The organism is Reyranella sp. (assembly GCF_044224635.1).
Lineage (GTDB): Bacteria > Pseudomonadota > Alphaproteobacteria > Reyranellales > Reyranellaceae > Reyranella.
Map to the genome: position 1 here is coordinate 1 of NZ_JBGAKA010000025.1, position 19,514 is coordinate 19,514.

General features: G+C 68.3%; 23 protein-coding genes. 10 read left to right on the plus strand and 13 right to left on the minus strand.

Features of this window, described 5'->3' with window-relative positions; translation table 11 throughout:
- From ACILR9_RS20975 to ACILR9_RS20985, 3 genes are all read left to right on the plus strand, one after another.
- Positions 1–958 (plus strand): malate/lactate/ureidoglycolate dehydrogenase (locus ACILR9_RS20975; RefSeq protein ID WP_395711906.1); only part of this gene is annotated, 958 nt, incomplete at its 5' end.
- Between the two features lie 22 nt (positions 959–980).
- Positions 981–1,601 (plus strand): glutathione S-transferase family protein, encoded by a 621-nt coding sequence (locus ACILR9_RS20980; protein ID WP_395711907.1) that lies wholly within the window; start codon positions 981–983, stop codon positions 1,599–1,601.
- Complete coding sequence (locus tag ACILR9_RS20985; RefSeq protein WP_395712008.1) at positions 1,601–2,017, plus strand: cupin domain-containing protein; 417 nt, start codon at positions 1,601–1,603, stop codon at positions 2,015–2,017. The genes ACILR9_RS20980 and ACILR9_RS20985 overlap by 1 nt, the downstream gene beginning before the upstream one ends.
- 112 nt (positions 2,018–2,129) lie before the next feature.
- Here ACILR9_RS20985 and ACILR9_RS20990 read toward each other — a convergent pair whose 3' ends face one another.
- A complete protein-coding gene (locus tag ACILR9_RS20990; RefSeq protein ID WP_395711908.1) occupies positions 2,130–2,495 on the minus strand; it encodes a hypothetical protein in 366 nt (121 codons plus the stop codon).
- Between the two features lie 345 nt (positions 2,496–2,840).
- On the opposite strand from ACILR9_RS20990, the gene ACILR9_RS20995 reads away from it, so the two are divergent.
- Positions 2,841–3,608 carry a DUF1499 domain-containing protein gene (locus ACILR9_RS20995; RefSeq protein ID WP_395711909.1) on the plus strand — a complete coding sequence of 256 codons (768 nt, stop codon included), beginning with the start codon at positions 2,841–2,843 and terminating at the stop codon, positions 3,606–3,608.
- Between the two features lie 297 nt (positions 3,609–3,905).
- Here the strand turns inward: ACILR9_RS20995 and ACILR9_RS21000 are convergent, their stop codons facing one another.
- From ACILR9_RS21000 to ACILR9_RS21015, 4 genes are all read right to left on the minus strand, one after another.
- Positions 3,906–5,342, minus strand: coding sequence for a sensor histidine kinase (locus tag ACILR9_RS21000; RefSeq protein WP_395711910.1), 1,437 nt, complete (start codon positions 5,340–5,342; stop codon positions 3,906–3,908).
- 68 nt (positions 5,343–5,410) lie between these two features.
- Entirely contained in the window at positions 5,411–6,424 is a 1,014-nt protein-coding gene (locus ACILR9_RS21005; RefSeq protein WP_395711911.1) for a patatin-like phospholipase family protein, read from the minus strand.
- Between the two features lie 10 nt (positions 6,425–6,434).
- Positions 6,435–7,217, minus strand: a complete 783-nt coding sequence (locus ACILR9_RS21010; protein ID WP_395711912.1) for a 3-hydroxybutyrate dehydrogenase — start codon at positions 7,215–7,217, stop codon at positions 6,435–6,437.
- A 67-nt stretch (positions 7,218–7,284) separates the two neighbouring features.
- Positions 7,285–7,956, minus strand: a complete 672-nt coding sequence (locus tag ACILR9_RS21015) for a peroxiredoxin-like family protein (RefSeq protein ID WP_395711913.1) — start codon at positions 7,954–7,956, stop codon at positions 7,285–7,287.
- 137 nt (positions 7,957–8,093) lie between these two features.
- Between ACILR9_RS21015 and ACILR9_RS21020 the strand changes: the two genes are divergently transcribed.
- Positions 8,094–8,984: a LysR family transcriptional regulator gene (locus tag ACILR9_RS21020; protein ID WP_395712009.1), complete on the plus strand. Its 891-nt coding sequence runs from the start codon at positions 8,094–8,096 to the stop codon at positions 8,982–8,984.
- Between the two features lie 137 nt (positions 8,985–9,121).
- Here ACILR9_RS21020 and ACILR9_RS21025 read toward each other — a convergent pair whose 3' ends face one another.
- From ACILR9_RS21025 to ACILR9_RS21060, 8 genes are all read right to left on the minus strand, one after another.
- Entirely contained in the window at positions 9,122–9,784 is a 663-nt protein-coding gene (locus ACILR9_RS21025) for a hypothetical protein (protein ID WP_395711914.1), read from the minus strand.
- A gap of 20 nt (positions 9,785–9,804) precedes the next feature.
- A complete protein-coding gene (locus ACILR9_RS21030) occupies positions 9,805–10,626 on the minus strand; it encodes a DUF2092 domain-containing protein (RefSeq protein WP_395711915.1) in 822 nt (273 codons plus the stop codon).
- A 70-nt stretch (positions 10,627–10,696) separates the two neighbouring features.
- On the minus strand, positions 10,697–11,950 hold the full coding sequence (locus tag ACILR9_RS21035) for an NAD(P)/FAD-dependent oxidoreductase (RefSeq protein ID WP_395711916.1): 1,254 nt from the start codon (positions 11,948–11,950) through the stop codon (positions 10,697–10,699).
- 30 nt (positions 11,951–11,980) lie between these two features.
- Positions 11,981–12,469 carry a DoxX family protein gene (locus tag ACILR9_RS21040; RefSeq protein WP_395711917.1) on the minus strand — a complete coding sequence of 163 codons (489 nt, stop codon included), beginning with the start codon at positions 12,467–12,469 and terminating at the stop codon, positions 11,981–11,983.
- A 69-nt stretch (positions 12,470–12,538) separates the two neighbouring features.
- Positions 12,539–12,781, minus strand: a complete 243-nt coding sequence (locus ACILR9_RS21045) for a DUF2282 domain-containing protein (protein WP_395711918.1) — start codon at positions 12,779–12,781, stop codon at positions 12,539–12,541.
- A gap of 209 nt (positions 12,782–12,990) precedes the next feature.
- Positions 12,991–14,415: a dihydrolipoyl dehydrogenase family protein gene (locus tag ACILR9_RS21050; RefSeq protein WP_395711919.1), complete on the minus strand. Its 1,425-nt coding sequence runs from the start codon at positions 14,413–14,415 to the stop codon at positions 12,991–12,993.
- A 1-nt stretch (position 14,416) separates the two neighbouring features.
- Positions 14,417–15,130 carry a TVP38/TMEM64 family protein gene (locus tag ACILR9_RS21055; RefSeq protein WP_395711920.1) on the minus strand — a complete coding sequence of 238 codons (714 nt, stop codon included), beginning with the start codon at positions 15,128–15,130 and terminating at the stop codon, positions 14,417–14,419.
- A gap of 182 nt (positions 15,131–15,312) precedes the next feature.
- Entirely contained in the window at positions 15,313–15,957 is a 645-nt protein-coding gene (locus tag ACILR9_RS21060; protein ID WP_395711921.1) for a glutathione S-transferase family protein, read from the minus strand.
- 113 nt (positions 15,958–16,070) lie between these two features.
- Between ACILR9_RS21060 and rpmH the strand changes: the two genes are divergently transcribed.
- Genes rpmH through yihA form a run of 5 tightly spaced genes read left to right on the plus strand, consistent with a single transcriptional unit; the run spans position 16,071 to position 19,496 of the window.
- Positions 16,071–16,205, plus strand: a complete 135-nt coding sequence (gene rpmH / locus ACILR9_RS21065; RefSeq protein ID WP_020698875.1) for a 50S ribosomal protein L34 — start codon at positions 16,071–16,073, stop codon at positions 16,203–16,205.
- A 25-nt stretch (positions 16,206–16,230) separates the two neighbouring features.
- On the plus strand, positions 16,231–16,611 hold the full coding sequence (gene rnpA, locus ACILR9_RS21070; RefSeq protein ID WP_395711922.1) for a ribonuclease P protein component: 381 nt from the start codon (positions 16,231–16,233) through the stop codon (positions 16,609–16,611).
- Positions 16,608–16,964, plus strand: coding sequence for a membrane protein insertion efficiency factor YidD (gene yidD / locus ACILR9_RS21075; RefSeq protein ID WP_395711923.1), 357 nt, complete (start codon positions 16,608–16,610; stop codon positions 16,962–16,964). The genes rnpA and yidD overlap by 4 nt, the downstream gene beginning before the upstream one ends.
- A 22-nt stretch (positions 16,965–16,986) precedes the next feature.
- Positions 16,987–18,846, plus strand: coding sequence for a membrane protein insertase YidC (yidC, locus tag ACILR9_RS21080; RefSeq protein ID WP_395711924.1), 1,860 nt, complete (start codon positions 16,987–16,989; stop codon positions 18,844–18,846).
- A complete protein-coding gene (yihA, locus tag ACILR9_RS21085; protein ID WP_395711925.1) occupies positions 18,846–19,496 on the plus strand; it encodes a ribosome biogenesis GTP-binding protein YihA/YsxC in 651 nt (216 codons plus the stop codon). The genes yidC and yihA overlap by 1 nt, the downstream gene beginning before the upstream one ends.
- Positions 19,497–19,514 lie beyond the last annotated feature (18 nt).

Sequence of the window (19,514 nt, forward strand, 5' to 3'; positions counted from 1 at the left end):
CGGCCATGACAGCCACGGCGTCGGCATGATGCCGGCCTACATCCAGAACACCACGACCGGGAACTGCACCCGTAACCATCATGCAAGAATTTCGCGCGACAATGGCGCGGTGATCGTGATCGACGGCGGTGCCGGCTACGGCCAGGTCATCGCCAAGGAGGCGATGGACATCGGCATCGATCGGGCCCGCAAGCACGGCGTCTGTGTCCTCGGTCTCACCAATTCGCACCATATCGGGCGGATCGGCCATTGGGCCGAGCAATGCGCCCGTGCCGGCATGGTGAGCACGCACTGGGTGAACGTGCACGGCCACAAGTCGCTGGTGGCGCCGTTCGGCGGCGCCGAGCCGCGCTTCACCACCAATCCCTACTGCACGGCCGTGCCGCGCAAGGGCAAGGAGCCGATCGTGCTCGATTTCGCCACCAGCCAGGTGGCGGCCGGCAAGGTTCGCGTCGCCAGCAACAAGAAGGTGCAGATGGACGAAGGCTTGCTGATCGATGCCGCAGGCAACCCGACAACCGATCCCGGTGTGCTGTACAACCCACCCTTCGGCGCCATCCTGCCGTTCGGCCTGCACAAGGGTGGCGGGCTGGCCGTGATCTGCGACCTGCTGGCCGGCGCCTTGACCGGAGGCCTGACCCACAGCCCGCGCACCATCAAGAAGGACAGCACCAGGATCATCAACAACATGCTGTCGATCATCATCGATCCGGCGGCGATGGGCGGCGTCGAGGCCTTCGAGGACGAGGTCGAGACCTTCATCACCTGGGTGAAGTCGGCGCGGCCCCAGCCGGGCGTGGCCGAGGTGCTGGCGCCCGGCGAGCCCGAGCGCGCCCGCCGCGTCGATCGCGAGAAGAACGGCGTGCCGATCGACGGCACGACCTGGCAGCAGCTCATCGAGGTTGCCCGCAAGGTCCGGCTGAACGACACGGAAATCCCCGGCGTGGCCGTCGCCTGAGGGGATAAAGGGGGGACCCACCATGGCCAAGATGACGCTCTACTACTCGCCCGCCTCGCCCTACGCCCGCAAGGTCAGGGTGGTGGCGCTCGAGAGCGGCCTCGACAAGAAGATCGAGCCGGTCAACGTCGCCCTGACGCCAGTGATGCCCAATGCCGACGTCGACAAGCACAACCCGATCGGCAAGATCCCGGCCCTGTCGGTCAAGGGCATGGACCTCTTCGACTCGCCGGTGATCTGCGAGTACCTCGACAGCCAGCACAAGCGCCGCAAGCTGGTGCCGCGCAAGGGCCGCGACCGCTGGGTGGCGCTGCGCCAGCAGGCCATGGGCGACGGCCTGCTCGATGCCGCCCTGCTGGCGCGCTACGAGAGTTTCCTGCGGCCCGAGGAGAAGCGCTGGCCCGACTGGAGCAAGGGCCAGATGAAGAAGATCGACGGCGTGCTCGATCAGCTCGAGGCCGAGGTCAAGTCGCTGAAGGGCAAGCCGACGATCGGCACCATCACCATCGGCTGTGCGCTGGGCTATCTCGACTATCGCTTCGCCAGCCACGACTGGCGCGCCAAACGGCCGAAGCTCGCCAAATGGTTCGCAGCCTTCGCCAAGCTGCCGTCGATGAAGGCGACGGTGCCGCCGCCCGGTTGATGACGGCCAACGAGTTGATCGCCCGGCTGGGGCTGCGGCCTCATCCGGAAGGCGGCCACTTCATCGAGACCTTTCGCGCCCCCGACGCCGAGCGCGCCGCCGGCACGGCGATCTACTTCCTGCTGAAAGCCGGCGAGCGCTCGCACTGGCACAAGGTCGATGCCGACGAGATCTGGCACTTCTATGCCGGCGCGCCGCTCGAGCTGTCTCTGAGCGACGATGGTCGCACCGTCCGGCACGCGCGGCTCGGCACGGACTTCAGACTCGGCGAGCAGCCGCAGGCCGTGGTGCCGCGTCACGTCTGGCAGGCCGCTCGTTCCCTGGGGGCCTGGACCCTGGTCGGCTGCACCGTGTCGCCGGGTTTCGAGTATGGCGGCTTCGAGCTGGCGCCTCCAGATTGGTCGCCAGGACCGTAGCGGCTATCGATCCGCTTGACTCCTGCCCGCCGGCATGCGGTTCGGCATTCCGGCGGGTGCCGACGCCGCGACGTTGTCTGTCATTGCAGAGGGCGGCGGTCTGGCTTGTCTGTCACTTCGACTTGCGCGCCGCCGCTGTCTTGCCGGGTTGCTGCTGCTCGGCCACCTTGACGGAAGGCAGTGTCCGGTCCTGCTCCTTTACTGGTGCCGCTTGGACAAACGACACGGGGTCGCTCGCCGGGAAGGTGCCCTTCAGCGCCTCATCGAGCTTCTTATCCAGCTTTTTTGCCGTGTTCCCTGGCTTGGCCTCGGACGCCGATTCACGGCTCAGCCTTTGCTGCGCCGCGATGTAGTCCTGCTCGATGAGCTTGAGGTCGGCCTTGTCCTTTTCGGTGGCGCCGGGGCGGTTGGCTGCGTCCCGGGCACTCCGGAGCTTGAGCGCGATGTCGTCGAGTTGATGCTTCATTGCGTCGGACATAAGGCCTGCCTCCGATGGTGCCGATTGGTGAGAGGAACGGGCCATGACTGCCGCGGTTGCCGAGCCCCGCGCATCGGGGCACGGCCTTCACATATGGCAAGACATCTGTCGTTTCGACCGCAGCCGCGCGTCACGGGGCGTCGCGGAAGGACCGTTCCTGCGGTGGTGCCCACAAAGACCGGCCTCCTCGACTGCGCCGCCGATGGCGGCTGTGAACAGCGCCGAATCGGGCGGCTGCGCTCGGGGATGACGGGGAAGTGGCCATAGGCCAAGGCCCTGCGGATTGGGCGCGCCGGGCACCGCCTTCGTGTCGAGCGGATGCGTGGTCTCCCGTTCGAGGCTACGATGCAGGTTGCAGCCATGTTCGTTCGGCCGACCAATCCGCTCAGTCATCGTCTGGCGCGCCTGGCGTTCGTCATGGCGTGTGCGGGTGCGCTAGTCGTCGGGTTGGCCGGTCCGCTGCACCGCTTCGCCGGCCTCGACGTCGATATCGCCATCGGCGTGATGCGCTACGGCTTCTACGTCGCCGTCGCCGGCGTCGCCCTGGCTGTCGCGACCATCGTGCCGACCCGGCCGGGCGACCGGCGGCGCGGCTTCGTCGCCGCGGTGCTCGCCATCATGATCGGCGTGGCGGCCGCCTATACGCCCCTGAGCTGGTTCCAGCGCGCCCAGCACATGCCCGAGCTCAACGACATCTCCACCGATATCAACGATCCTCCGCCGCTGGTCGTCACCCTGCAGCTCCGTCGGGGCGCCGCCAACCCGCCAGCCTGGCCCGGCAAGAGCGCCGGCGTCCTGCAGCGCTCGGCCTATCCCGATATCGTGCCGGTCGTCCTGCCGGTGCCGCCCGCCGAGGCCTTCAAGCGCGTCGACGAGGCGGCCATGGCGATGGGCTGGGACGTCGTCGCCCGAGCCCCGGCCGATGGCCGCCTCGAGGCCGTCGCCACCAGCGACTGGTTCGGCTTTCGCGACGACATCGTCGTGCGCATCCGTGCCGATGGCGCCGGCAGCCGGGTCGACATGCGCTCCAAGAGCCGCTTCGGCGACTCCGACCTCGGCGTCAACGCCCAGCGCATCCGCGAGTTCACGGCCAAGCTGAAGGCCATGCCCTGACGGCTGGCAAGGGGCGCTGGCGCGACCGCCCATCCGGCCGGCGGCAGCTGTGAAGCCTTCGGCGAGGCCGGCAAGTGGGGCGTGAGACAAGGCTCGACCTGACGCAATCCGGGCTTCGAGCAGGCCGACAGCGATCCCGTCGTCGGCATGTCGTGGATCGCCGCGAAGGCTTGCGTTGCCTGGTTTTGGAAGCAGACCGGGAAGCCCTGTCGATTGCCTTCAGCTGCCCGCGGCTGGAATCCGCTGAAGGCCCATTCCACGTCGGCAGGCGTCGCCCGAGCGGATGGGGAGCAACCGTCAGCGCCCGGCAAACGGCAAGGTGAACCGGAAGGTCGTGCCGCTGGCGCTGGTTTCCTTCAGGGCGATGTCGCCGCCGTGGGCGCGCACCAGGTCGCGCGCGATCGCGAGGCCAAGGCCCGCGCCGCCCGGCCGGCCACCGGTCGCGAACGGCCGGAAGATCTGTGCCGAGATCGCCTGCGGCACGCCGGGCCCGTCGTCGGCGACGTCAACCATGGTGTAGCCGCCATTGACGCTGTGGCGCACGGTCACGGTGTGGGCGCCGGCCTCGAAGGCATTGCGGCCGAGATTGACGAACACACGGTAGAGCAGGTCGCGATCGGCGCGAATGTGCTGGTGCTCGCCGACTGCGTTGATCCATTGGCGTACCACGTTGGGCGTGCTCTCCTCGCCTTGCTCCTGCAACGCGATGCCGACCTCGTCGACCAGGTCGGCAAGATCGACGTCGGCGAGGCGGGGCGTCGGCTGGTCGCGGACGTACTGGATCGCGTCACTTGCCAGGCGAGCCGCCCGGTCGATCGTGCCGAGGATGGTCGGCGCCAGCGCCCGCGTGCGCTCGTCGTCGCTGCGCGCCAGGCGATCGGACAAGAGCCGCGCCGTCGACAGCATGTTGCGCAGGTCGTGGTTGATCTTGTTGGTCGCCGCGCCGACTTCGGCCAGGCGCGATTTCTGACGCAGCGAGGCGCGCAGCTCGCGCTGCAGGTTCTGGAACTCGCGGTCGACCACGCCGATCTCGTCGTTGCGCCGGGTCGGCGCCCGTTCGGCGCCGGCTTCCTCCGGTGCATGACGGAACGCCGTCATGGCCGACGACAGATCCTGCAGCGGCAGGATCACCAGCCAGCGCAGGCCGAGATAGAGCAGCGCCGCCGTGAACAGCGCGATGAGGATGGAAAGCGCCAGGATGCGGCCGGCATAGCCGTACATGGCGATGCGCATCGGCCATTCGTCGGCGACGATCCAGACCATAGCCCTGGGCAGGCGCATCGATTCGCCGCCGACCCTTATGTAGCGCTGTCCGTCGTGGGCCATCGCCTCCAGGGCATCCCAGATCAGGCTGAAGAAGCCCTGTTCCTTGAGATTGTAGCCCGGCATGCTGGGGCGCGGTTCTATGTTCATCAGGGCGCGCTTGGGCTTGTTGGGCTCGACCAGGACCACGGCATCGACGCGCGCATTGTCGAGCAGGGAGCGCTTCACCTGCTCGGTCACCATGTTGTCGGGGGTGGCGTCGAGCGCCAGCGCCGCCAGGGTGCCGCTCTCGATCAGCTGCTCGAGATAGACCACGCGGAACCGAGCGATCGAGGGCAGGAAGATCAGGACTTCGGCCGTCATGACGGCGACGACGACCAGCCCGAGGATGCGCCACGACAAGCCGAAGACGGCGCGGCGGCGTCGCGCTGGCTTCAGGGTCTCGGCTGATACGGTCAGGTCGGCGGCCATCGCCCCCCGAGTCTATCGAAGTCGGGGTGCCGGGCCTAGATCGACGCACGACCTTGTGTGGCCGAACATCACAGGAACTTTTCCTTGATGTCGATGGTTGACCGTCGGCCGATGGCGTCGAAATTGGCGCCGAGCCAGTCGTCGGCGGCCTGGCGGCCGATCTCCTTGAGGTGCAGGAGGAACTCCAGCCGGGCGTTGAGCTTGCTCGACACCCCGAGCCCCCTCATGTGCTTCTCCGACTCGATCCAGTGGACGTTGATGCGTTTGTAGGCATTGTTGTCGAGCTTGCCGGCGTCGATCAGGTCGGTGACGAAGGAGATCGCCCGCATTTCGCGCATCAGCGACGAATTGAAGCTGATCTCGTTGACCCGGTTCATGATTTCCGTGGCGGTCGTGGGCACGCGGTCGCAACCCAGCGGGTTGATCTGGACGATCACCACGTCGGGCGTCTCGGCCCCGTAGATCAGCGGGAAGATCGCCGGATTGCCCATGTAGCCGCCGTCCCAGTAGGGATCGCCGTCGACCGTGACGGCCTGGAACAGGAACGGCAGGCAGGCCGAGGCCAGCAGCACGTCCGACGTGATTTCGCCCGACTGGAAGACGCGGACCTTGCCGGTCTTCACGTTGGTCGCGCTGATGAACAGCTTTATCCGGCGGCAGCCTTCGAGCCGTTTGAAGTCGACCGAGTCCTCCAGCACGCGGCGCAGCGGATTGAGGTTCATCGGGTTGAACTGGTAGGGCGACAGCATGCGGGTCAGCATATCGAAGGCGACGAACGCCGCCGAATGGTCGAGATTCCAGCCAGTGGCGAAGCGGTCGAACGGGCTGGGCTGAAGCGGGCCGGTTTGCGAGGCCCGGCTGACATTGTGCCAGAAGGCGTCGAGCGCGCGGCGCGCCTCGTCGCGGCCGCCGCGCCCCATGCCGTCGGCGAGCACGGCGGCGTTCATCGCGCCGGCCGAGGTGCCGGACACCGCCTCGACCTCGACGCGCGCGTCCTCGAGCAGGCGGTCGAGCACGCCCCACGTGTAGGCGCCGTGGGCGCCGCCGCCCTGCAAGGCGAGGTTGATGCGCTTGATCTCCACTGCCGCCTCCTCACTGCGCGGTCCAGCCGCCGTCCATGGGCAGCGCCACGCCGGTCACCGAGGCGCCGTTGTCGCTGCACAGGAACAGGGCCAGCGCGGCCAGCTCGGCGACCTCGACGAAGCGCCTGTTGGGCTGTCTCTGCAGCAGCACGTCGCTGATCACTTTTTCCCGCGCGATTCCGTGCGCGCGCGCCTGGTCGTCGATCTGCTGCTCGACCAGCGGCGTGCGCACGTAGCCCGGGCAGATGGCGTTGCAGGTGATGCCGTCCTCGGCGGTCTCGAGCGCCGTCACCTTGGTGAGGCCGAGCACGCCGTGCTTGGCCGCGACATAGGCCGCCTTGTAGGGCGAGGCGACCAGCGCGTGCGCCGAGGCGACATTGATCAGCCGGCCCCACCCCTTGCGCCGCATGACGGGCAGCACGAGCTTGGTGGCGTGGAAGGCCGAGCTGAGATTGATGGCGAGGATCGCCTCCCACTTCTCCTCCGGAAACTGCTCGATCGGCGCCACGTGCTGGATGCCGGCGTTGTTGACCATGATGTCGACGGCGCCGAAGGCGTCGGTGGTCTGGCGCACCATCTGCTCGATCGCCCTGGGCTTGCTCATGTCGGCCGGCGAGTAGACGACGCGGGCATTGGTGCGGGCCGCCAGGTCGGCGCGGCTCTTCTCGATCTGTATGGCATCGCCGAAGCCGTTCAGCACGACATTGGCGCCGCTGCGCGCAAACGCCTCGGCGATGCCGAGCCCGATGCCGCTGGTCGAGCCCGTGACGATGGCCGTCTTGCCTTGAAGCATGTGCGATCTCCCCTATCTGGTGATCGCAGCTTGCGCGTCGCGCGGCCGCGCCTGAAATGCCGCTTCGCTACCGATTCAATAGCACGTGCGCATCGCCGAGCTCGCGCAACGAGGCCAGCAATTCCTCCGGATCGGGCCAGCGCGAGGGGTCGGCATCGGAGAACGCAAAGGCGACGCGCGCCGTCGGCTCGGCGACGAACACCGCCGGCACCGGCAGGCGCCACATCCGATCGCCGTGCATCGCCGGGAGGTCGCGGCCGCGCTCCCGGTGGATGCGGATGTGGCCGGGCGAGAGATCGTAGGCCAGCCCGCAGGTGCGGGCGAAGGCGTTGGCGGGATCGCTCAGCAGCAGGTAGCCGAGATGACGGTGTGCGGCCGTGCGGGCGATGATCTCCGGCCGGTCCGGCATGACACCCACCGCAGTGGCGCCCAGCGCCTCGATCGCCGGCCGCGCCGCCTCGAGTGCCGTCATGGTGAGCTCGCAGAACGGGCACCAGTCGCCGCGGAACAGCGCCAGCACCAGGGGCCCGCGATCGAGCAGCTCGTTCGAGGTCCAGGTCCGCCCGGCGGCATCCTCGAGCGCGAAGTCGGGGAGATAGTCGCCCACATCGAGGCCGTCCTCGGGCACCCGCAGCATGCGCAGTCGGTCGAGCTCGTCCTCGAAGTCGGCGCGGTCGCGGGCGCTGAGCGCCGCCCGATGGTGGCGGCTCAATTCCAGAAGCGTTGCCGTGAGGGTCATGGCTGGCCAGTCTGGCGGCAGGCGCACGCCGGCGGAAATACCTTCGGGTATGGCAGTCGATAGCCGCAAGCTATGATCGTCTCGGGCACACTGTCGGCGCACTCGATTGGCGCACTCGGGGGACCACCGCCGTGGAAATGCACCAGATCCGCTATTTTCTCGCGGTTTGCGAGACGCTGAATTTCACCCGCGCGGCGGAAGCGTGCCATGTCTCGCAGCCGTCGCTGACGCGCGCCATCAAGGCGCTGGAAGACGAGCTGGGTGGCCCGCTGTTCCGCCGCGAGCGCAACAACACCCATCTCACGGGCCTGGGCGAAATGATGCGCCCGCACTTGAGCCAGGTGCTGATCGAGACCGACACCGCCAAGGAGCGGGCCAGGAGCTTCGGCCGGCTCGAGAATGTCGAGCTGAAGCTCGGCATGATGTGCACCATCGGACCGCACCGCTTCGTACCCTTCCTGCAGGGCTTCCGCGAGCGCCATCCCAAGGTGAGACTGGCGGTGCAGGACGGCTCGTCGGACGAGTTGCGTGAGCGCCTGGCGAAGGGTGAGCTCGATATCGCGATCTGCGGCCAGCCGGAGGAGATCGACGATCGCTTCCACGCCCGGCGGCTCTACGACGAACGCTTCGTCATCGGCGTCTGCCCCGGTCACGCCTTCGAGAAGCAGAACGTCGTGCGGGTCAAGGAACTCGACGGCATGGCCTATCTCAATCGCAGCGACTGCGAGTTCTTCGGCCATGCCGGCCGCCTGTGGCGCGAGCAGGGCACCACCGTGTCGATGGTGTTCCGCTCCAACCGCGACGACTGGGTTCAGAGCATGGCGCTGGCAGGCCTCGGCTTCACCTTCATCCCCGAGTACGCCGTCACCATGCCCGGCCTGTGCGTCCGCCCGCTGATCGATCCCGAGATCGCCCGCATCATCCAGGTCGTCACCGTGCGCGGCCGCCCTCATGTCCCCGCCGTCGGCGCCTTCGTGCGCGAGGTCCTGGCGTTCCCGTGGGTCACGGCTGGGCCGACGGCATCATGACACCTCCCCAAGCTTCGCTTGGGGAGGTGTCCGCGTCTTCGCGGACGGAGGGGTCATAGGCCCCAGTCCCGCTGCTCATGACCCCTCCGTCGCCGAAGACGGCGACACCTCCCCAGCGAAGCTGGAGAGGAAAAGAACTACGGCATCGGCACCACGCGATAGTAGACGCCGTTGGCACCGTAGGACGGAGCCAGCCAAGTGCCGTTGGCGCAGGTATAGTAGGGCGTGCTGCCGACCGGCTGATAGGTGCAACCGGCTGGCAGGGTGCCGTAGAGGGTGCCGACGGTCGCCGCCGCCGCGCCCGCTGCGACGCCGGCATTGTAGGCCTGGGCGGTATTGGCATTGGCCGCCGCGGCACCCACGGCCGCACCGGCCAGCACCCCGGCGGCCACCGCACCGCCGTTGTTCCAGCCGCCGCAATTGTAGCAATTGGCGTTGTAGGAATTGACGACGGTCGGCGCGTTGTAGGCGTGGTAGTAGCCGCCGTGCCAGTAATCGGAACCGCCGTAATAGTGCTGGCCCGACGCCGTCGTGGCGTTCCAGGAGCCGTCGCCGCCGCTCGCCGTCCCGCCCCGGTAGCCTGTCGCGTTCCACGAGCCGTCACCGCCGCTGGCGGTGCCGCCGCGATAGCCGTCGGCGCTCCACGCGCCGCCGCCACCCGAGATGCTGCCGCCGCGCGCGTCCGAGGCGCTCCACGAGCCGCGGCCGCCGGCCCATCCGCCGCCGTGTCCCCAGGCCCCGGCTTGGCTGAGGGGAACGGCAATGGCCATCGCACAGGCAGCAATCAGGATCTTGTTCATGGCGCTCTCCTGTCGAGGTTTCACTTCTTGGCGGGCGGCGGTGCATCGGGGCGGGCAAACGGGATCTTGCGCGCGCCGGCCAGCCTGGGCGAGGTGAACGTATCGGCCGGCGCCGCCTCGCCGAGCTTCCAGTCGGAGAACTCGATGGTGTGACGATAGCGCGACGGGTCGTTCATATAGGTGGCGCGGATCATGCGCGGCAGCTTGTCGTCGCTGCCGATCCAGAGCTGCAGATGGGTGGCCTGGTCGGCGAGCACGACGATGTCGGTCGGTACGCCGCCTACGACGCGCGACTTGCCGACGACGAAGGCGATCTGCAGTCCCTTGGAGAAGTCGGCCATCGGATCGGAGACGATGACGTCGGTGAAGGGGAAGTAGATCGCGGCGTGCTGGTAGGCCGCGAGCAGCATGGCGTCGATCGTCTTGGGCGCCTCGGCCGTTGCCACCAGGTTGACCGCCGGCTCGAACGCCTGGGCGGTCCTGCCGTCGTAGTAGAACTCGGTCTCCGGTCCGTCGCCGAGCGTGATGACGCGCAGCTTGTCGGGACGTTGCAGGACCACCTGCGACAGCGTCATGTAGAGCAGCGGCTCACCCGTGCGGGCCGGGCTCTCGTAGCCGGTGACCGCCGTGAAGCTCATGGTCTTGGCCGCGGCAAGCTTGTCGCTCATCGCCTTGACCAAGGCCATCGCCGCCGGCTCGATCTCGACCTTGAGGCGGAGCTTGGGCGGCGTTGGGGGTGCGGTCGGCGCTGCCGGTGCCTGCGGCTGTTGCTGCGCGAACGTGGCGGTTGCGCCCATCGCCAAGATCGCGGCGAGCGCACAGGCGGAGATCGACGCTTTCATCCGGACACTCCTCGGTTGACGGCGATGATCGGAACTTTCCGGCGCCAGCGCAATCGCGTCGCTATGTCTTCTAGTTCGACCCGGGCCCCGTGATCAGGCGCGCGCCGGACTGGAAGGTCACGTAGGACCACAGCCAGTCGAGGATGACGATCAGCCGGTTGCGGAAGCCGATCAGGAAGGAGATGTGCACGGCGCCCCATAGCAGCCAGGCGATCGTGCCGTCGAAGTGGACCCAACCGAAGTCGGCGACGGCGGAGCGCCGGCCGATGGTCGCCATGGTGCCATAGTTGCGATAGCGGAATGGCGGCGGCGCCGTGTGTCCGGCAATCCTGGCGCGCAGCAGGCGAGCCACATGAGCGCCCTGTTGCTTCGCGACCGGCGCCAAACCGGGCAATGGCTGGCCGTTGGCGTCGGTGACGTGCGCCGTGTCGCCGATGACGAAGATCTCCGGATGACCGGGCAGTGACAGATCCGGTCCGACCACGACACGGCCGATCCGATCGCTGTCGACACCGAGCCAGCGCGCCGCCGGCGATGCCGCCACGCCGGCGGCCCAGATGATCGTTGCCGCCTCCAGGCGCTGCTCGCCGATCGTCACGCCGCGTTCGTCGCATTGGGTGACCGGCTTGCCGAGGCGCATCTCGACATGCAGGCGCGCCAGCGACTCGTGTGCGGCCTTGCTCAGGGGCTCAGGAAACGAGGCCAGCGGTCGCGGCCCGGCTTCGACCAGCACGATGCGCGCCTCGCGTGGATCGATGCTGCGGAAATCGTGGCGCAGGGCGGCGTGGGCGAGCTCGGCGATGGCGCCGGCCATCTCCACGCCTGTCGGCCCGCCGCCGATCACGACGAACGTCAAAAATCGGCGGCGCGTGTCGGGTTGCTCGGCCGCTTCCGCGTGCTCGAAGGCGGTGAGGATGCGGCGCCGGATGCCAGTCGCGTCGTCGATCGTCTTGAGGCCTGGCGCCACGGCTTCCCAGTCGTCGTGGCCGAAATAGGCGTGGCGCGCGCCGGTGCCGATGATCAGGTGGTCGTAGGCGACGTCGGGGCGGCCGTCGACCTTAACGACCCGCCGCTCCTTGTCGATGCCGGAGACCTGGCCCAGCACGACGCGGGCATTGGCGGCGCGGCGCAGGATTGCGCGGATCGGCGAGGCGATCTGGGCCGGCGACAGGCCGGCTGTCGCCACCTGGTAGAGCAGCGGCTGGAACAGGTGGTAGTTGCGGCGGTCGATGACCGTGACGTCGGCGTCGGCGCCGGCCAGCCCGACGGCGGCGCTGAGGCCGCCGAAACCGGCACCGACAATGACGATGCGCGGTCGGGTCATCGGCTGGCCTCCCTCGAAGCGGCAATCGACCTAGGCGCGGCCGAACAGATTGAAGGCGATGGCGCGGTCGATCGACAGCGCCCCCGGGCCGCGCGTCAGCACGTAGGCCAGGATCGAAGCCCACATCAAGTGCTCCGGCCAGTTGGCCGGATAGACCAGGAACTGGATGACCAGGGTCATGGCGAGCAGCACCGCGGCACCCAGCCGGGCGAACAGGCCGAGCCCCAGCAGGATCGGCGCCGACAGCTCGACCGCGGTCCCGAGATAGGCCGCGATCTCGGGCGGCAGCAATGGCAGGCGATACTCTTCACGGAACAGCACGATCGCGGTGTCGAAGCTCTGCACCTTGTTCATGCCTGAGCGGAAGAAGGTGGTGCCGACTGCCACGCGCATGCCGAGTTCGAGGAGCGACAGCGGGAAGTGGCTGGCCCGGGTGCGGGCTGCATCGAGTCGGCCGACGATCGTCGGCATGGCTGCCGGCATGGGCTGGGAAACGCTCATCATGGCAAAGTCCTTCATGGCAAATGCCTGCGCGACGAGGCGAACGCCGGCTCCGCTCTCGCGGGACTGGAGCCGGCAAGGAGGGCGTCAGCTCAGGCGGCCGCCGGTGATCTTCTCGCAGGTGCCCTTGGGCACGCTCAGCCAGGCGTCCGCCTGGGCGTCCTTCTTGGACGTGCCGGCGCACGACGAGGTCGCGGTCTGGCAGTCGTTCTTGCCGGCCTTGGCGACGCCGTAGCACTTCTCGACGATGCCCTGGGTGTAGGTCTGGCTGGCGGCGCCGGCCAGCAGCGCGGTGCTGAGGGCGGCGGCGATGGTGAGCTTGGTGATCATGGTGGTCTCCTGGATCGATGGGTTGCCCTTGCGGGTGGCCACACCATGCCGGGAGCGCGTCGCGTCCTGAAATATCGCCTCCCTATGGGATCGATGTGCCGGCGCTATCGCCCTTGTCGACCGACCGAGGAGAGAAGAGCCGTCGCTATGCTCGGGATGACAGGTTTGGTGTCGTCCCGAGCGCGGCGAGAGACCTTTCCTTCAACGCCTCACCAGAGCGGAAGCCTTGCCAGCAGGCGGACGAGACGGCGCGTGCGTGAACCGAACAGCGCCCCGGTGAAGTAGCTTCCTGCCGCGCGCTTGTTCGCCTCGCCCAGGGTCGGGTAGGGCGGCACGAAGCCGGCCAGGGCGGAGATGCTGAGCCGTCTGGAGATCGCCAGGCACCACGGCTGGATCAGCTCGCCGGCATGCGGCGCGGCAATGGACGCCCCCAGGATGCGGCCGCGCCGCCCGACCACCACCTTCACCAGGCCATCCGTCTCGCGCTCGGCCTGCGCCCGGTCATTCTCGCCGAAGCGCCAGCGCAGCACTCGGACGGCGTCGCCGTGCTTCTCGCGCGCCGCGCGCTCGCTCAGCCCGACATGGGCGAGCTCGGGGTCGGTGTAGGTCGCCCACGGCACGATCGACGGATCGAGCCGGGCAGGGGCGCGGAACAAGGCGCGGCGAATGAACAGCGAGGCCTCGTAGCCTGCCATGTGGGTGAAGGCGTAGAGGCCGTTGCAGTCGCCGATCGCCCAGACATGGAGGTTGGAGGTACGAAGCCTGTCGTCGACCGTGATGCCGCGCGTGGTGAAGGCGACACCACCCTTCTCGAGATCGAGCCGCTCGATGGTTGGCGTGCGGCCGGCAGCGACCAGAAGATGCGTGCCGTGCAGCCGCTCGCCGGTGTCCAGGGTGACGGCCACGCCACCGGCCGCTCGTGCGACCTCGACGATCCTTGCCGGTGCGCGCAGATCGACGCCTTCGGCGCGCAGCCGGGCGACGACGATGCCGGCCAGCTCCGGGTCGTCCTTGGGCAGGAAGTCGACCGCTTCGAGCACGGTGACGCGCGCGCCGAGCCGGCGATGCGCCTGCGCCATCTCCAGGCCGATCGGCCCGCCGCCGATCACGATGAAATGGTCGGGCAGGGTGTGGTTGGCGAACAGCGTCTCGTTGGTGAGATAGGGCACGTCGGCGAGCCCGGGGATCGGCGGGACGGCCGGTCGCGAGCCGGTCGCCAGCACGATGCGCCGGCTCCTGATGCGATGCGGCCCGGCCTGCAGCTCGGTGCGGCCGATGAAGCGCGCCTCTTCCTTCAGCACGCGCACACCGAGGCCCACGAAGCGCTCTACCGAGTCGTTGGGCGCGATGGCGGCGATCGTCGTGGCGACATGGTCCATCACCGTGGCGAAGTCGACCTGCGGTTCGACCGGCGCCACGCCGAAGGGGCCGCCGAGCCGCTGCGCCTGCGCCATCCGGGCGGCGGCGATCAGCGCCTTCGACGGCACGCAGCCGTGATTGAGGCAATCGCCGCCCATCAGCGCGCGCTCGATCAGCACGACATCGAGGCCGAGCTGCGCGGCGCCCGCGGCGACCACAAGGCCGGCCGATCCCGCCCCGACGACGCAGACATCAGGGGTGAGCGTTTCGCTCATCTCATCTCGGCGACGTCGGGCCGGCGCGCAGGCGCGAATACACCGCCGGGATCAGGGCGAGCAGCGAGAGCCCGAGCAACGGCAGCAGGATGCGCCATTCGAAGATGATGCCGAGATCCGGCATCTCGCCGCGCTCGATCACCATGCCCAGGCCCGCGCCCAGGCTGGCATAGACGATCGCCGCGGGAATGATGCCGATCACCGTCGCCAGGACGTAGGGACCGAGCCGCATGCCAAGCAGTGCCGGCACGATGTTGACCAGCCAGAACGGGAACACCGGCACCAGCCGCAGGAAGAGCAGGTAGCTGAAGCTGTCGCGTCGGAAGCCGGCCTCGAGACGCGCCAGGGTCGCGCCGGCCTTGCGATGGAAGACGTCGTGCAGGGCCGAGCGGGCCGCCAGGAACAGCACCACCGAGCCCAGCGTGGCCCCGATCACCGACAGCAGGGCGCCGAGCCAGACGCCGAACAGATAGCCGCCGATCGGTGTGATCAGCACGGCCACAGGGAGCGAGAACGCCACCACCAGCGCGTAAACCAGGACGTAGAGCAGGCAGGCCTGCACCGGATTCTGGGCGACCCAGGCGGCGAGCGCGACATGATGGCGGCTCAGCATCTCGAAGGAGAAGAAGCGCTTGCAATCGAGCAGCAGGAACAGCGCCAGCCCCAGCAGCAGGATCGCCACCGGAATCAGCCGACGCCAGAGCGGGAGGTTCATATCGGCAGTCGCCTGGTTCGCCGCCGATATTGGCGCGCCTGCCGGCGCACTGAAAGCAAATGCGAGTCACGCTGACGTGACAGGGTCATGCGCCGGGAGCGCGCCACCCCGATGGCGCTCTTCTTCTCGATCACAGACCCCGTGAGCGCCATCGGGGTGGCGCGCTCCCGGCGCATGAGAGTTCATGCCTTCCCCGGTAACCCCGGATCGGTCGCGGCGAAGCTCGGGCGGCTGCTCACGCGCTTCCACCAGCTTGCCAACCGCGGCCGCTGGCGCAGCAGCGCCGCGCCCTCGGGCGCCAGGGTGAGGTAGGCGACCATCGCACCGAGATGAAGGTCGGCGAGCGAGAGCTTGTCGCCGACCAGGAAACCGTCGGGTGCTGCCAGCGCCTCGAGGGCGGCCAGGACCTTGGCCGAGCCGGCGAGGCCGGCCTGGACCTCGCCGGGATCAGCCGGTCGGCCGGCGGCCGGCCGGAAGGCGCCGTGCGAGAAGACCTGCCGGACCATCGGCCAGTAGCCATAGGAATCGACCACCGAGATGATCTGATCCATGCGCGCCCAGGCGCGCGGCGCCGCAGGCTGCAGCGTCGGTCCGGCAAAGGCCCGGTCGAGGTAGCGGGTGATGGCGCCGGTCTCGTAGAGCACGAAGCCGTCATGAACCAGGGTCGGCACACGGCCGAAGGGATGAAGGTCGAGGTAGGTCTGGGGTACCGGGAGAGCGAACGGGTCGATCTCGACGCGCTGGTGGCCGACACCCTTCTCGGCCAGCGCCAGGCGGGCGATGCGGTTGTAGACGCTGTAATGGTAGCCGTGCAGGATGAGGGACATGCGGGAAGGCTAGCCCGCCGTTGACTCGACGCGCCACCGCGCTTATTACCCTCGCCCACGATTTTGCCCCCGCCGGGTACGCGCGGGGGCCTTGTATTTAAAGGAGTTGCGTCATGAAACGCACCTATCAGCCGAGCAAGCTGGTGCGCAAGCGGCGGCACGGCTTCCGGTCCCGGATGGCAACGGTCGGCGGCCGCAAGGTCATCGCCAACCGCCGCCGGTCGGGCCGCAAGCGCCTGTCGGCCTAGCGCTTCTGACCACCGCGCGGCCAGTGTGAGCACGGCGCGTCTGGGGCGCCTGCCGAACCGCCGCGACTTTCTGCGTGTCCAGGCCGGGCGACGTTGTGCCATGCCCGGTTTCGTCGTCCAGGTGGCCCCCGCTCCCGCCGATCTCGCCCCCGTCGGCCTCGAACGGCCTCTGATCCGGGTCGGCTTCACCGTCAGCCGCAAGGTCGGCAACGCGGTCGTGCGCAATCGTGTGCGGCGGCGCCTGCGCGAGATCGCCCGGCTGGTGATCCCCGACCACGCGCGGGCCGATCTCGATTATGTCCTGGTCGGCCGGCAGGCGGCCCTCGGCCGCGCGTTTGCGACCATGCAGGCGGAGCTCCTGCAGGCATTGAAACGGCTGCGCGCGCTCGCCGTCGCGACGCCATGACCTGCTACGGACAGCTTGCGCAGCGGCCGGCAAATCGCCAGTTTCCGGGCCGCATGGTTTCATTCGCGATGGCCGGTCTGCTGCGGGGGGCAATCCGGCTCTATCAGCTGACGCTCGCCTATTTCTTCGTCGGCGCCTGCCGCTACGAACCCTCGTGCTCGGCCTATGCCGCCGAGGCGGTGATGCGCCACGGTGCCCTGAAGGGCAGCTGGCTCGCCGGCCTGAGGCTCTGCCGCTGCGCCCCTTGGGGGGGCTGTGGCTACGATCCCGTGCCGCCGGCCTCGGTCTCTCTTCGCGGCGCTTCCGCCACCAATCGTTCACCGCTTTCCTGCCATCCCGCCGAGCGCGCCTGACGCGCTGCCGGAGTTCGTTTCAATGGACCAGAAGAACCTTATCGTCGCGATCGTGCTCTCGGTGCTGATCATCGTGGGCTGGCAGGCGGCCTTTCCGCCGGCCAAGCCCCCGGTCAACGGAAGCCAGCAGCAGACGACCGGCCAGCCCGGCACACCGCAGGCCCCGACCGGCCAGCCCGGGGCGCCGGGCGCGCCGTCCGTCGCCGCCGCGCCACCGCAGGTCGTGAGCCGCCAGGAGGCGCTCGAGCGCTCGCCACGCGTCACCTTCGACACGCCGGAGCTGGTCGGCTCGATCGCGCTCAAGGGCGCGCGCATCGACGACGTGAACCTGGTGAAGTACCGCGTCACCATCGATCCCAAGAGCCCGCCGGTGCCGGTGCTGTCCCCGGTCGGCGGCGAGCATCCCTACTATGCCGAGTTCGGCTGGTCGTCGGCCGATGCCTCGATCAAGCTGCCTGGGCCCGACACGCTGTGGACCGCCGACAACAAGACGATCGCGCCGGGCAAGCCAGTCAAGCTTACCTGGGACAACGGGCAGGGGCTGGTGTTCGGCCTCACCATCGGCCTCGACGACTTCTTCATGTTCGACGTCAAGCAAAGCGTCGAGAACAAGACCGACAAGCCGGTGACGCTGTTTCCGTGGAGCCTCGTCGTGCGCTACGGCGAGCCCAAGGCGGAAGGTATCTACATCCTGCACGAAGGGCCGTACGGCGTCTTCAACGACACCTACAAGGAGTTCAGCTACTCCGACTTCAAGGACAACAAGCAGCAGAAATTCACCACCACCGGCGGCTGGGTCGGCATCACCGACAAGTACTGGATGGCGACCCTGGTGCCCGACCAGAAGGCGAAGGTCGACGTCGCCATCAAGTCGACCGGCGTGGGCGCCGATATCAAGTACCAGATCGACTATGTCGGGCCCGCCGTGACGGTTGCGCCCGGCGCCACTGCGACGGCGGGCGATTCGCGCCTGTACGCCGGCGCCAAGATCGTGCGCGTGATCGACGAGTACGAGAAGAAGCTCGACATCGTGAAGTTCAACCTGACGATCGACTGGGGCTGGTTCTGGTTCTTCACCAAGCCGCTGTTCTGGCTGCTCGAATGGCTCTACGTGCATCTCGGCAATTTCGGCCTCGCCATCCTCGTGCTGACCGTCATCGTCAAGGCGGTGTTCTTCCCGCTGGCCAACAAGTCCTATGCGGCGATGAGCAAGATGAAGGCGCTGCAGCCGGAGATGGAGAAGCTCAAGGAGCGCTTCGGCGAGGACCGCCAGCGCATGAACCAGGAGCTGATGCAGCTCTATCGCCGGGAGAAGGTCAATCCGGCGGCCGGCTGCCTGCCGATCGTCGTGCAGATTCCCGTCTTCTTCGCGCTCTACAAGGTGCTCTACACCTCGATCGAGATGCGCCATCAGCCGTTCTTCGGCTGGATCAAGGACCTGAGCGCTCCCGACCCGTTGACCATCCTGACCGGCTTCGGCCTGTTCCAGTGGCACGTGCCGGAGATCCTGCATTTCTTCAACATCGGCCTGTGGCCCATCATCATGGGCGTCACGATGTACCTGCAGCAGAAGCTCAATCCGCAGCCGACCGATCCGGTGCAGGCCCGTGTGTTCCAGTTCCTGCCGATCCTGTTCACCTTCATGCTGGCACCGTTCTCGGCCGGCCTGGTGATCTACTGGGCATGGAGCAACACGCTGTCGATCGCCCAGCAGTACACCATCATGCGCCGGCACGGCGCGCAGATCGGCGGCAAGGCCAAGGCCGCCGTGGCCGCTTCGGTGCCGGCGCCCGCGGCCGCGCCTGGTGGCGGTGGAAGCGGCGCTGGCAACGCCGGCGGCGGCGGCAAGAAGGGCGGCAAAGGCGCGGCCAAGAAGGGCTGATGGCCGATCCCGAATCCGGCGCGCGAACAGCCGAGGAGCTCGAAGCGGCGCGCAAGCTGTTCGCCGGCCCCTGCGACTTCGTGGCCGGCGCGGCATCGTTCGAGTCGCTTCCCGCCATCGCCTTGCCCGAGGTCGCCTTCGCCGGGCGGTCCAATGTCGGCAAGTCGAGCCTGGTCAACGCGTTGACCGGCCGGCGCTCCTTGGCCAGAACCTCGTCCAACCCCGGCCATACCCAGCAGATCAATTTCTTCGATCTCGGCGGCCGGATGTTCCTGGTCGACCTTCCGGGCTACGGCTTTGCCCGGGTGTCGCGCTCGCTGAAGGAGTCGTGGCAGGACCTGGCGGCGGCCTATCTGCGCGGCCGTCCGACCTTGAAGCGGGTCTGCCTGCTGATCGACGCGCGCCACGGCGTCAAGGATGCCGACCGCGAGACCATGAAGAACCTCGACAGGGCCGCCGTCTCCTACCAGCTCGTGCTGACCAAGGCCGATCACCTGAAGCCGGCCGAGATCGCCCGCGCCGTCACGGCCGCCGAAGCGGTCGCCCGCGAGTACGGCGCCGCCCATCCCCGGGCGCTGGCGACCAGCAGCGAGGCCGGCTCCGGCATCGCCGAGCTGCGCGCCGAGATCGCGAGCGTGGCGGAAGCCTGAGGCTGGCACCGACACTCA